This window comes from Actinomadura atramentaria DSM 43919 (assembly GCF_000381885.1).
In the GTDB taxonomy this organism is placed as follows: domain Bacteria; phylum Actinomycetota; class Actinomycetes; order Streptosporangiales; family Streptosporangiaceae; genus Spirillospora; species Spirillospora atramentaria.
In genome coordinates, this window is sequence record NZ_KB907209.1 from 411,587 (window position 1) to 423,800 (window position 12,214).

At 72.9% G+C, this 12,214-nt stretch carries 11 protein-coding genes; 6 read left to right on the forward strand and 5 right to left on the reverse strand.

Annotation, left to right across the window (positions count from 1 at the left end; genetic code table 11):
• Window positions 1-2 precede the first annotated feature (2 nt).
• The 6 genes from G339_RS0105865 (at window position 3) to G339_RS39735 (ending at window position 7,108) form a co-directional block, all read left to right on the forward strand.
• On the forward strand, window positions 3-980 hold the full coding sequence (locus tag G339_RS0105865) for an ABC transporter substrate-binding protein (RefSeq protein ID WP_019630152.1): 978 nt from the start codon (window positions 3-5) through the stop codon (window positions 978-980).
• Window positions 977-2,596 (forward strand): FAD-binding protein, encoded by a 1,620-nt coding sequence (locus G339_RS32720; protein ID WP_019630153.1) that lies wholly within the window; start codon window positions 977-979, stop codon window positions 2,594-2,596. The genes G339_RS0105865 and G339_RS32720 overlap by 4 nt, the downstream gene beginning before the upstream one ends.
• Window positions 2,593-2,952, forward strand: coding sequence for a 4Fe-4S dicluster domain-containing protein (locus G339_RS32725; RefSeq protein ID WP_019630154.1), 360 nt, complete (start codon window positions 2,593-2,595; stop codon window positions 2,950-2,952). Before G339_RS32720 ends, G339_RS32725 begins: the two co-directional genes overlap by 4 nt.
• Before the next feature lie 166 nt (window positions 2,953-3,118).
• The gene (locus tag G339_RS0105880; RefSeq protein ID WP_019630155.1) at window positions 3,119-4,825 is read left to right on the forward strand and encodes an MFS transporter; all 1,707 of its coding nucleotides are present in this window, start codon (window positions 3,119-3,121) and stop codon (window positions 4,823-4,825) included.
• Window positions 4,822-5,298, forward strand: coding sequence for a MarR family winged helix-turn-helix transcriptional regulator (locus G339_RS38565; protein ID WP_019630156.1), 477 nt, complete (start codon window positions 4,822-4,824; stop codon window positions 5,296-5,298). The genes G339_RS0105880 and G339_RS38565 overlap by 4 nt, the downstream gene beginning before the upstream one ends.
• Window positions 5,299-5,671: 373 nt before the next feature.
• A complete protein-coding gene (locus tag G339_RS39735) occupies window positions 5,672-7,108 on the forward strand; it encodes a serine/threonine-protein kinase (RefSeq protein WP_051107778.1) in 1,437 nt (478 codons plus the stop codon).
• A gap of 46 nt (window positions 7,109-7,154) precedes the next feature.
• On the opposite strand, the gene G339_RS0105895 is transcribed toward G339_RS39735, so the two are convergent.
• The 5 genes from G339_RS0105895 to G339_RS0105915 all read right to left on the reverse strand — a co-directional run bounded on the left by G339_RS0105895 (window position 7,155) and on the right by G339_RS0105915 (window position 11,931).
• Window positions 7,155-8,324: an acyl-CoA dehydrogenase family protein gene (locus G339_RS0105895; protein WP_019630157.1), complete on the reverse strand. Its 1,170-nt coding sequence runs from the start codon at window positions 8,322-8,324 to the stop codon at window positions 7,155-7,157.
• Window positions 8,325-8,391: 67 nt separating this feature from the next.
• Window positions 8,392-9,276, reverse strand: coding sequence for a TauD/TfdA dioxygenase family protein (locus G339_RS0105900; RefSeq protein WP_019630158.1), 885 nt, complete (start codon window positions 9,274-9,276; stop codon window positions 8,392-8,394).
• A gap of 14 nt (window positions 9,277-9,290) precedes the next feature.
• On the reverse strand, window positions 9,291-10,118 hold the full coding sequence (locus G339_RS0105905; RefSeq protein WP_019630159.1) for an ABC transporter permease: 828 nt from the start codon (window positions 10,116-10,118) through the stop codon (window positions 9,291-9,293).
• Window positions 10,115-10,903 carry an ABC transporter ATP-binding protein gene (locus G339_RS0105910; RefSeq protein WP_019630160.1) on the reverse strand — a complete coding sequence of 263 codons (789 nt, stop codon included), beginning with the start codon at window positions 10,901-10,903 and terminating at the stop codon, window positions 10,115-10,117. The genes G339_RS0105905 and G339_RS0105910 overlap by 4 nt, the downstream gene beginning before the upstream one ends.
• Window positions 10,900-11,931 carry an ABC transporter substrate-binding protein gene (locus G339_RS0105915; RefSeq protein WP_019630161.1) on the reverse strand — a complete coding sequence of 344 codons (1,032 nt, stop codon included), beginning with the start codon at window positions 11,929-11,931 and terminating at the stop codon, window positions 10,900-10,902. The genes G339_RS0105910 and G339_RS0105915 overlap by 4 nt, the downstream gene beginning before the upstream one ends.
• Between the last annotated feature and the right edge of the window lie 283 nt (window positions 11,932-12,214).

The following is a 12,214-nucleotide window of genomic DNA, read 5'->3' on the forward strand; positions in this document are numbered from 1 at the left end:
CCGTGAAACTCGCGTTCCCCCGCGTCCTGGCCGCCGGCCTGCTCGTCCTGGCCGCCTCGGCGTGCGGCACCTCCGAGGCGGACGGCGGAGGCGGGACGCTCCGCATCGGCGTGATCGGCTCCGGCGCCGGCAACCGGCTCAACGGCGCGACCGGCTTCCTGAACGAGCGCGGCGGGCTGCTGCCCGAGCTGAAGGCGGCCGGGATCACCAAAATCCAGGTCGCGACGTTCCCGAACGGCCCGGACCTGAACCAGGCGCTGGCGGGCGGCTCGCTCGACCTCGGCGTCTACGGCGACACGCCCGCGCTCGTCGCGCGCGGCAAGGGCCTGCCGACCCGGCTGATCTCGTTCAGCCAGGTCAACCTCGACGCCGCCGTCCTCGCCAAGAAGAACGGCGGCCCGACGTCGCTCAAGGATCTGCAGGGCAAGAAGGTCGCCGTCCAGGTCGGCTCCTACATCCACCGGTACCTGCTCGGCGCGCTCGAACAGCAGGGGATCAAGCCGAAGCAGATCATCCACATGTACACGCCGGCGATCATCGCGGCGCTGGAGAAGGGCTCGATCGACGCGGGCGCGCTGGTGTCCGCCGACCAGGTCGGGGAGGAGAAGAAGGGGTACCGGTCCATCGACGTCGCGTCGCGCGACCATCCCGACCTGCTCGGCACGTCCGCGACCGTGGTCACCGAGAAGTACCTCGCGGGCCACCCGAAGATCGTTCGCGTGTGGCAGGAGGCGCAGAACGAGGCCGTGCGGACGGCAAAGGCGAACTGGCCCGCCTACACCGCGTTCGCCGCGAAGATCGGCGGCTACGAACCCGACGTCACGCTGAAGACCACGTTGAAGACGCAACTCCCCGACGAGCCGTTTCCCGCGCAGGGGCTGAAGCTACTGGAGGGGACGAAGAAGTTCCTGGTCCAGCAGAAGCTGATCGAGAAGGACTTCACGATCGACTCCTGGATCGCGCCGGGGGCACGGCCGTGACCGGCGCGCTCGACACCGACGTCCTCGTCCTCGGCGGCGGACCCGCCGGGACGTGGGCGGCGCTCGCCGCCGCCTCGGCCGGGGCGCGCGTCGTCCTCGCCGACAAGGGCTACTGCGGGACCAGCGGGCCGACCGCGTCCGGCGGCAACAACCTCTGGTACCTGCCGCCGGACGGTCCGGGCGACGCGCGCGCCCGCGCCGTCGAGTCCCGGTTCGAGCAGAGCGGCCGCCTCGCCGACCGGCGCTGGATGGCCCGCGTCCTCGACGAGACGTACCGCCGCGTCGACGACCTCGCGGCGTGGGGCTACCCGTTCCCGGAGGAGGACGGCGTCCAGTTGCGCGGCAGTCTCCAGGGACCGGAGTACATGAAGCGGATGCGCCGCCGCGTCCACCGCTCCGGCGTGACGATCCTCGACCACCACCCGGCGCTGCGGCTCCTCGTGGACGACTGGGGCGTCGTCGCGGGCGCGGCCGGACTCGCGCGGCAGCGGGCCGCCGCGCCGTGGACGGTCCGCGCGGGCGCGGTCGTCCTGGCCACCGGCGGCTGCGCGTTCCTGTCCGGCGCGTTCGGCACGAACGTCGACACCGGCGACGGGCACCTCATGGCCGCCGAGCTGGGCGCGGAGCTGTCGGGCATGGAGTTCTCCGCCGCGTACGCGCTGTCCCCGGCGCACGGCGCGCACACCAAGGGCCTGATGATGCAGTTCGCGACGTACACGACCGAGGACGGCGCGGAGGTCGAGGTCCCCGACCCGCTCACCGCCCGGACGCGCGTCGCGGAGCTGCTCGCGGCGGGCGAGCGGGTGTACGCGCGGCTGGACCGCGCGCCCCGCGACCTGCGGGCGGCGATGCGGGAGGCGCAGCCGAACTACTTCCTGCCGCTGGACAAGGCGGGCATCGACCCGTTCCGCGACCGGTACCCGGTGCGGATGGTGCTGGAGGGCACCGTGCGCGGCACCGGCGGGCTGCGGATCGTCGCCGACGACTGCGCGACGACCGTGCCCGGCCTGTTCGCGGCGGGCGACGTCGCGACGCGCGAGCCGGTGTCGGGCGCGGTCAGCGGCGGCGGCGCGTACAACGGCGCGTGGGCGATCTCGTCCGGGACGTGGGCGGGTGCGGGCGCGGCCCGGTTCGGGGCGGGCCGCGCCCGGCCGCGCGCCGTCCCCGCCGGCCGGGCCGGGCTGGAACCGGGCGCGCTCGACCCGGCGGAGGTCGTCGCGGCCGTCCAGGCCGAGGTGCTGCCGCTCGACCGCAACTACTTCCGGACCCGCGCCGGGCTGCGCCGCTCCCTGGCCCGGCTCGACGCGCTGTGGCGGCGGGTCGCGGCGGAGGGCGTCGCCGGGACGGGCCGGGACCGGCTGCGCGCCCGGCAGGCCGCCGCGCTGACCGCGCACGCCCGCTGGTCGTACCGGGCCGCGCTCGCCCGCGACGAGTCGCGCGGCCTCCACCGGCTCGTCGGCGCGCCGACCCGCGACGAGTACGAGCACCGCATTCTCACCGGCGGCCTGGACGAGCCGTGGACGGCGCCCGAGCCGCCCGCCGACCCCCGGCTCGGGCCGCCGCCCGTCCCGTGGTCGGCCGATCCCGTCCACGAGAGCCCGGGGGCGCTGGCGTGATCGAGGTGGTGAGCGCGGCGCGGTGCGTCGCGTGCGACGTGTGCGTCAAGGTCTGCCCGACCGACGTGTTCGAGCGCGGTCCGGACGGCGTCCCGGTCATCGCCCGGCAGGGCGACTGCCAGACGTGCTTCATGTGCGAGGCGCACTGCCCGACCGACGCGCTGTACGTCGCGCCGTTCAGCGACCCGGCGCCGCCGGGCTCCCCGCACGCCGACGAGGCCGCGCTCGGCCCCGCGCTGGGCGCGTACCGGCGGATCGTCGGCTGGGGGAGCGGGCGGACGCCGGGCAGCCGCGCGGACAAGAACCATCTGTTCACCCGGCGCGTCCGCGTCGTGCCCGAACGGCCGGAGGACTGAGCCGAGCATCTTTCCGAATTGGGAAGAATGTGACTATTTCTCACCTTGGCGGGCGCTGTGGCGCGTGCCACGTTGACCGGATGCGGACGAAAGGGGGTTTTGTCGCTACGGCGCGACTCGATAGGTTAGTTAGCACAAGCAAGTAAATCCCCTCGAAGGATGACCTGTGCCGACGAAGCACTATCACTGGGTCGCGTTGAGCAACACGACGCTCGGCATGCTCCTCGCGACCGTCAACTCCTCCATCGTGATCATCTCGCTGCCGGCCATCTTCCGCGGCATCCATCTGGACCCGCTCGAGCCGGGCAACGTCAGCTACCTGCTGTGGATCCTGATGGGCTACATGCTCGTCTCCGCCGTCCTCGTCGTGACGCTGGGACGCCTCGGCGACCTGTTCGGCCGCGTCCGCATGTACAACGCCGGGTTCGCGGTCTTCACGATCGGGACGCTCGTCCTCGCGCTCGACCCGTTCCAGGGCGGCGGGGGAGCGCTGTGGCTGATCGCCTGGCGCGTCTTCCAGGGCATCGGCGGCGCGATGCTCATGGCCAACTCCGCCGCCATCCTCACCGACGCGTTCCCGTCCCACCGCCGGGGCATGGCGATGGGCGTCAACCAGGTCGCGGGCATCGCGGGCAGCTTCCTCGGCCTCGTCGCGGGCGGCCTGCTCAGCGAGGTCAACTGGCGGCTCGTCTTCTTCGTCTCCGCGCCCATCGGCATCGCCGGGACGATCTGGGCCTATGTCTCCCTCAAGGACACCGGCCGCCGCAACCCCGGCGCGCGCATCGACTGGCTCGGCAACGCGACGTTCGCGATCGGCCTCACCGCGCTCCTCGCGGGCGTCACCTACGGCATCCAGCCCTACGGCGGCCACTCGATGGGCTGGACGAACCCGTGGGTCCTCGCCGGGGTCATCGGCGGCGCGGCCGTGCTCGTGGTCTTCTGCATCATCGAGACCAAGGTCCCGAGCCCGATGTTCCACCTCGACCTGTTCCGCATCCGCGCCTTCGCGGCCGGGAACGGCGCGGGCCTGCTCACCGCCATCTCGCGCGGCGGCATGCAGTTCATGCTGATCATCTGGCTGCAGGGCATCTGGCTCCCGCTGCGCGGCTACGAGTACGAGGACACGCCGCTGTGGGCGGGCATCTACCTGCTCCCGCTGACGGTCGGATTCCTCGTCGCGGGACCGCTGTCGGGCTACCTGTCCGACCGGTACGGCGCGCGGGTCTTCTCCTCCGGCGGACTGCTGCTCGCCGCGTGCTCCTTCCTCGGCCTGCTGCTGATCCCGACCGACTTCCCGTACTGGGCGTTCGCGCTGCTGATCTTCCTCAACGGCGCGGGCTCCGGGCTGTTCGCGGCCCCGAACTCGGCGGCGATCATGAACTCCGTCCCCGCGAACCAGCGCGGCGTCGCGTCCGGGATGACGGCGACGTTCACCAACGCCGGGATGGTCCTGTCCATCGGCGTGTTCTTCTCGATGATGATCGCGGGCCTCGCCAACACCCTGCCGAACACGCTCACCAACGGACTGACCCAGCACGGCGTCCGGCCCGACGTCGCCAACCAGATCGGGCACCTGCCGCCGGTCGGGACGCTGTTCGCCGCGTTCCTCGGCTACAACCCGATCGAGAGCCTGCTCGCGCCCACCGGATCGCTCAACGAGATCAGCGCCGCCGACCGCGACACGCTCACCGGGCACTCCTACTTCCCCGACCTCATCTCCGGACCGTTCCACCACGGCCTGGTGATCGTCTTCGGCCTCGCCATCGGCATCACGCTGCTCGCCGTCGTCGCGTCGCTGCTGCGCGGCGGCAAATACGTACACGAGGAGAAGGACGCCGAGCAGCGGAAGGCGGTTACCGTGGGCGAATCATGAACGTCGTGAACGCCGCCACCGACGGCCGCACGCCCGGCGCCGAGCCGGGCGTGCCGCCCGCCGACCTCGAACTCGCCGAACGCCTGCGCATCGCGCTCGGGCGGCTCCACCGCCGCGCGCGCCGCCACACCCCGCAGGCGCTGACCATCGGACAGGTGTCGACGCTCGCGGCCGTCGAGTCGCTCGGCCCCGTCCGGCTCGTCGACCTCGCCGAGGCCGAGGGGGTCCGCGCCCCCACCCAGAGCCGCGTCGTCGCCGGGCTGGAGGAACTGCGCCTCATCGAACGCACCGCCGACCCCGCCGACCGCCGCGCCTGCCTCCTCACCATCACCGACGAGGGCCGCGCCTGGCTCGCCCGGCTCCGCGCGGACCGGTCCGCGTTCTTCACCGCCCGGATCGCGGAACTCCCCGCCGACCAGCGGGAAGCCCTGGCGGCGGCGCTGCCCGCGTTGGAGGCGCTGGCCGTGCTGTGACGCGTCGCTTGTGGGAGGCGTCCCCACGGGCGGTGTCTTCGACGGGACGGTCTTCAACGGCTCCCGTGCGAGGTGACGCATCTTCACTGCGCTGTGGACTTGTTTTCGGGCTGGCTAGAAGTCTCTGACGAGTGGTCCGGAATGGTGGTGGGCTCGAGAATTGGTAGGGGGCGGCGGTTGAGTTCGGTGGAGAATCGTCGGCGCGGGGCTCGAGTTCGCGCGGGGCTGTGAAGCGTCCCGGACGGACGGTTCCGAGTGCTCGGGGAACTGGGCGAGCGGTCGTCGGCGGGAGGGCGGGGTGGCGGAGGCTTCGTGGTCTTCGGGGGTGCGGCCGCTTGGGGCGGGCGATCCCTCGGTCGTTGGCGGACGGCGGTTGCTCGGACGGCTCGGCGAGGGCGGGATGGGGGTCGTCTACCTGGGGCTCGATCCCTCGGGGCGCAAGGTCGCCGTCAAGGTGATCAGTCCCGCGCTGGCCAGCGATCCGGTGTATCGGGCGCGGTTCGACGCGGAGGCGGTGAACGCGCAGCGTGTGGCTTCGTTCTGTACCGCGCGGGTACTCGATCACGGAGAGGCGGACGGACTCGCTTATCTGGTCACCGAGTACATCGACGGGCCGTCGCTTACGCGCCATGTCGAGGCGCACGGTGCGCTGCCGCCTGATGAGCTGCGGAGTTTGGCCGCGGGAGTGGCCGCGGCGCTGACCGCGATCCATGCCGTTCATCTGGTTCATCGCGACCTCAAACCCGCCAATGTGCTGCTCGCGGCGGACGGGCCGCGCGTGATTGATTTCGGAATCGCCCGTGCTCTGGACTCGCAGATCCAGCACACGCAGACGGGCGTCGTCATCGGGAGTCCCGGTTACCTTGCGCCCGAGCAGGCGTTCGGCGGGCGGGTCGGCACCGCCGCCGACGTGTTCTCGTGGGGGACGCTCGTCGCGTTCGCGGCGACCGGCCGCAATCCGTTCGGTACGGGGACGCTGCCGGTCCTGGCCGTCCGGGCGCAGCACGGCGAGTACGACCTGACGGGCGTGCCCGCGGATCTCGTGCCGCTGGTCCGGGCCGCGCTCGATCCCGATCCCGAGCGGCGGCCCACGGCCGAGGACCTGCTCGTCCGGCTCGTGGGCGAGCGGGAGACGCAGGCGGCGGCCGTCGACCTCGTCCACCGCCACTGGCCGCCCGCACCCAACCCGACGACGCCGTACCCGCCCACGGCGAGCCCGCCCACGGTGAACCCGAACGCGGTGAGCCCGGCCGCGCCGTACCCGGCCGAGCTACGGCCGCCTGGGGTGCGCCCAACCGCGTCAGACTCGACCGCGTCCGACTCGACCCTGGTCGTGCCGTCCGGCGCGCGGGCGGGTGGGGCGGGGTCGCGGCGGTGGAAGGCGGTCGCCGCCGGGACGGCGGCGTTGGCCGCGCTCGGTGCGACGGCGACGGCGGTCTACGCGCTGAACGGCGGGTCCAGCGGTGACCCGCACGCGCTGGCTTCGACCCCGCCGCCCGGCTCGTCGACGCCGACCGCGAGGACCACGGTCGACAGCACGCCGACTGATACGCCGACCCCCGGGCACTGGCGCGAGATCGGTGGACTCGACCGCATGGACGACTACTGCGGCGAGTCCGGAAAGACCGTCACCTACACGGACGGGGGCCGCGAGTGGTGGTGCGAAGACTCGGCGGGCGGCCTGCAGCGCCTTGATCTCCAGGTGGTCTGCGCCTGGCACTACCCGTCCTTCAAGAAGATCCGAGTCCGGGAACGTCCCGATCCGGGGCCGATCTACGAAGTCCACTGGTACTGCGAGGGCTGGGTCTGACCGTCAGGGGCGCGTCCCGCCCGCAGGAAGAACGCGCCCCACGGGCTCAGCGCTCGCCCGCGGCCAGCAGCCCGAGCACGGACTTGCCGACGAGTTCGTGGACGGCCGCCGTGTTCGCCGGATGGAACGTCCCCGCGACGACGTCCCGGTACAGCCGGGACAGCTCGCCGGTCCGCAGCGCGCCCGCGCCCGCGACCTTCAGCGCGTGGTCCACGACGCGCTTGGCGGACTCGGTCGCGTGGTATTTCACCGCGACGAGCTTCACCGGCCAGGCGTCCCCGTGGTCCACGCCCGCCGCCCAGTCGTCGGCGACGCGTTCGAGGTGCGCCAGGACCGCCTCCAGCTCGACCGTCCCCTCCGCGACCGACCACTGGACGTACGGGTCGTGCGCGACGGGCCGGCCGAGCTTCACCGAGGGCCGCCGCTTCGCCGACGCGACCGCCAGGTCCAGCGCGCGCCGCGCGATGCCGTAGTAGACGCTGGAGAACAGCACCTCCGCCCACGCGAAGATCGACGCGACGAACGGGTCGTCGGTCGGCCCGGCGGGCAGGACGCGCGTGACGCGGTCGGCGGGCACCGGCACGTCCTCGAACCGCGTGTCGTCGCTGCGGGTCGCGCGCTGCCCCACGGTGTCCCACGTCTCCTCGACGCGGATGCCGGGCGCGTCGCGGGCGACGAACGCGTGGACGACCTTCGGGCGCTCGGGATCGGAGTCGTCGAGGGCGTGGACGCCGAGCCGCGTCCAGACGGGCGTCAGCGACGTGAACGTCTTGTGCCCGGTGATGCGGTAGCCGCCGCCGGGCTGCGGCGCCGCGAGCGTCCGCGCGTACTCCAGGTCGCGGTCGTTGCCGGGTTCGCCGTGCCCGGCCGCGAAGACCTCGCCGTCCGCGGTCTCGCGCAGCAGCCAGTCGAGGGAGCCGTCGCCCGCGCGGTGCAGGTCGGCGGCGACGCCCGTCCAGTACAGGTGCATGTTCGTCGCGAGCGCCGTGGCGGGCGCGTGGTAGGCGAGGCGGCGCTGGGCTGCCGCGACCTGGGGGAGGGTGAGGCCCGCGCCGCCGAACTCGGGCGGCAGCGCGACGGTCAGGTAGCCCGCCGCGCGCAGGTCGGCGAAGTCCTCGTGGAAGAAGGAGTTCTCACGGTCGTAGCGCGCGGCGCGCTCGGCGAAGGCGGACAGCAGTTCGTCGGGCAGAACGGAGGATTCGTGGACGAGCGTCATCGCAGGTGTCTCCTCGTAAGCCGGGAACGGCGGGGAGCCCGTCTCGGGAGGCGGGCTCCCCGGCTCGTCAGGACGCGACGGCGAGCGGCGTGTAGTGCGCGGCGTCGTCGCCGGACACGATGTAGCTCTCCTCGCCCGTCACGCCCGCGGGCACGTCGCCCGCGACGGTGACGCGCCGCAGCTCGCGCGGCTGGTCGCCGTAGTCGTCGGGCGCGTAGTGCTGGGTGATGCGGTTGTCGAAGACGACGACGTCGCCGACGTTCCACACGACGCGCAGCAGGTTCTCCGGCCGCGTCACGTACTTCTGCAGGAGCCGGAGGACGTCGCGGGACTCCGTCCCCGACAGGCCGACGAGCTTCTGCGCGAACCCGCCGATGAACAGCCCGCGCTCGCCCGTCTCGGGGTGGACGCGCACGACGGGGTGCGCGGTCTCGTACCGCCGCGCGGTGAAGACCTCGCGGTACTCGGCGGCCTTGTCGGCGTTGGTGCGCGGCAGCGCGTAGTCGTAGTCGTTGGTGTGGACGGCCCACAGCCGGTCCGCGAACTCCCGCAGCGGGTCGGGCAGATCCCGGTACGCGGCGGCGGAGTTCGCGATGAGCGTGTTCCCGCCGTAGGCGGGGACGACGAGCGCGCGCAGCGTGCTGACGGCCGGGGGAGTCCGCACGAACGTGACGTCGGTGTGCCACACGTTGGAGCGGATGCCCTCCTCGCCGTTCACCGGGAGGATGTCGGGCCGGCCTTCCACGGGCGGGACGGTCGGGTGCGCGCGGGTGAGCGCGCCGAACCGGGCGGCGAAGCGGAGCTGCGCGTCGTCGTCGAGGTGCGCGCCCCGGAACACCAGGGCCTTGTGCTCCAGCAGGAGGCCGTTCAGCTCGTCGAAGGGCAGCGCGTTCGGGTCGGCCCCGGTGATCTCGGCGCCGATGCGGCCGCCGAGGCGGCGGATCTCGGTCATCTGGGAGTCCTTCCTTAGCGTCGTACGGTGGGGTCGGCGAGCCGCAGCAGAAGGCGCAGCAGCCCGTCGAAGAGGAAGCCGAGGACGGCGATCCCCGCGATGCCGCTGAAAATCAGCGGCGTCTGGAGGTAGTTGCCGGCCTGGAGGATGAGGAAGCCGACGCCGCCGGTCGCGGCGATCATCTCGGCGGCGATGATGCTGGTCCACGCGCCGCCCATCGCGATGCGCATGCCGGTGATGACGCCGGGGACGGCGGCGCGCAGCCGCACGTGCAGCATCGTGCGCAGCGGCGACGCGCCGAGGCTGCGGCTGGCGTGCAGCAGCGGCTCGGGGACGGCGTCGAGCGCGCCGAGCGTCGCGACGGTGACGATCGGCAGCACCCCGAAGAAGATCAGCGCGATCTTGGACGTCTCCCCGATGCCGAACCACACGACGAGCAGCGGGATGAACGCGATCGGCGGCAGCGGCCGGATCACGCTGATGATCGGGTCGGCCAGCTCCCGGACCACCCGGACCCCGGCCATCGCGGAGCCGAGGACGACGCCCGCGAGCGTGCCGAGCATGAACCCGGCGAGGATGCGCGCGGCGCTGATCAGCGCGTCCTGGATCAGCGTCTTGCCCTGGACCTCCGGGTACGTGTGCGTCAGGTACTTCACGAGCGTGCTCGCGGTCTCCGTGACGGTCGGCAGCGTCACCGAGTCGCCGATGACGAGCGCGGCCAGCTCCCAGACGACGAGCGCCAGCGCGAGCGCGGCCGCGCCCGTCCCGACGCGCCGCCAAGACCGGCCGCGCCGCGCCGGGGCGTCGGTGACGGCCGCCGTCGCGGCCTGCGTCGCGGTCATCGCTCCAGCACCTCCCTGATCCGCCGCTTGGCCTGCACGAACTCCAGCGTCTCGGTGTCCTCGTAGCTGCGCGGGCGGGGCAGGTCGACGTCCAGGACGTCCTTGGTCCCGCCGGGCGGCGCGGACATGACGCAGACCCGGTCGCCGAGCAGCGCGGCCTCCTCGACGTCGTGCGTCACGAACACGATCGTGGTGCGGCGCTCCTGCCACAGGTCGAGCAGGAACCGCTGCATCGCGGCGCGCGTGATCGCGTCCAGCGCGCCGAACGGCTCGTCCATCAGCAGCACGCCGGGCCGGTTGACGAGCACGCGGGCGAACGCGGCGCGGTGCCGCATCCCGCCCGACAGCTCGTGCGGGTAGGCGTCGCGGGCGTCCGCGAGCCCGACCGTCGTCAGCAGCTCCTCGGCCTCCCGCTTCACCTCGGGGGTGAGGACGCCGCGCGCCTTCGGCCCGTACAGGACGTTCTGCCAGGTCGTCAGCCACGGGAACAGCGTGGGCGTCTGGAACAGCACGCCCCGGTCGGGACCGGGACCGGTGACGGGCTTCCCGCCGACGACGACCTCGCCGGAGTCGGCGGGGACGAACCCGGCGAGGATGTTGAGCAGCGTCGACTTGCCGCAGCCGGACGGGCCGAGCAGGCACAGGAACTCGCCGGGCGCGACGTCGAGCGTGACGCCGTCGAGCGCGGCGCGGCCCGCGCGCCGCCGCCGGTGGAACGTCTTGCGGACGTCCCGGAGCCGCACGCCGGTGGGCCGCGCGACCTCCGGCAGCGTCACCGCGTTCACTTGCAGCCCCCGCTCTGCGCCTTCGTCCAGAACGTCGGGTCGATGTGCTTGGCGATCTCCGCGTCCGAGGGGACGGTCTTCGCGCGGCCCTGCGTGACGAGGAACTGCGCGGTGAGCTTGAAGTTCAGCGCGAGCTTGCCGGTCGCGGCCGTCCCGTCCGAGCCCTTGAGCCACGACGCCTGCTCGGCGGTCGGGACGTAGGGGTACTCCTTCGTCGCGGCCAGCGCGTCGGCGGGCTTGACGCCGAGGTACTTGGTCGCGGGCGTGACGTACTTCTCCGCGTCCGGCCCCTTCACCAGCTCCTGCGCCTTGGAGAACTGGCAGACGAGCTGCTGCACCGTCTCCGGGTGCTGCTTGGCGTACGCGCTGGTGACGGCGAGCGAGTTGACGGCCGCGTAGCCGAGCTCGGCGATGTCGGCGGCCGTCGCGAGCACCCGCGCGTCGTGCTTGCGCAGGTCGAGCAGGAACGCCTGGCTGATGTAGACGGCGTCGATCTTCCCGGCCTTCCACGCGGCCGCCTCGGCGGCCTCGCTCGCGAAGCTCGCGACCTGCACCTTGTCGGTCAGGTTCTGCGACTTCAGCCAGCCGCGGAGCTGGAAGTCGAGCGTGGAGCCGACCAGGACGCCGACCTTCCTCAGGTCCGCCGGTGACTTGATCTTGTCGTTGACGGCCAGGCCCGACTCGTCCAGGCTCTCGACGAACACGACCTTGATGTCGGTGCCGCTGGTGAACGCGCCCACGATCGGCGGGTTCCCGACCGCCGACACCGCCGGGAACGCTCCCGCCCGGAGCTGCGCGAGGCCCGCGACGCCGCTGTCGATCGGCCGCAGCTCCAGCTTCGCGGGGACCTTCCCGGCCAGCTCCGCGTTGCCCGCCACGACGGCCTCCGGCCCCGCGACCGCGCCCTGGAAGTAGCCGATCTTCAGGTCGCCGCCGCCCGCGCCGGCCTTCCCGCCGTGGTCCGCACAGGCGGACAGCGCCAGCGCGGCCAGAGGAAGGAGGGCGGCCGCGAGAGTCTTGCTTCGCATGTGAATCCTTTCATTGTGGGGGGCGACCCCCCACGCCCCCCGCGGCGCGAAGCGCCGCATCCTCGCTCGCTGGCGCTCGCCGCGGTGCGGCCCTTCGCGCTGCGCGCGCCCGGCCGCTCGCCTGGCGGCTCGCGGCCGTGCGCGCGCGGGCAACCCCCCTGCGGCTTCGCCTGGTGGGTTCGGGGGTTTCTGGGGTGGGGATGAGGGCGGCCGGGGGATTCCGGCCTTGGCCGGGGGTTCCCGGCTGGGGCTCAGTGGGCGTGACAGCCGGCGGCGGTGACGC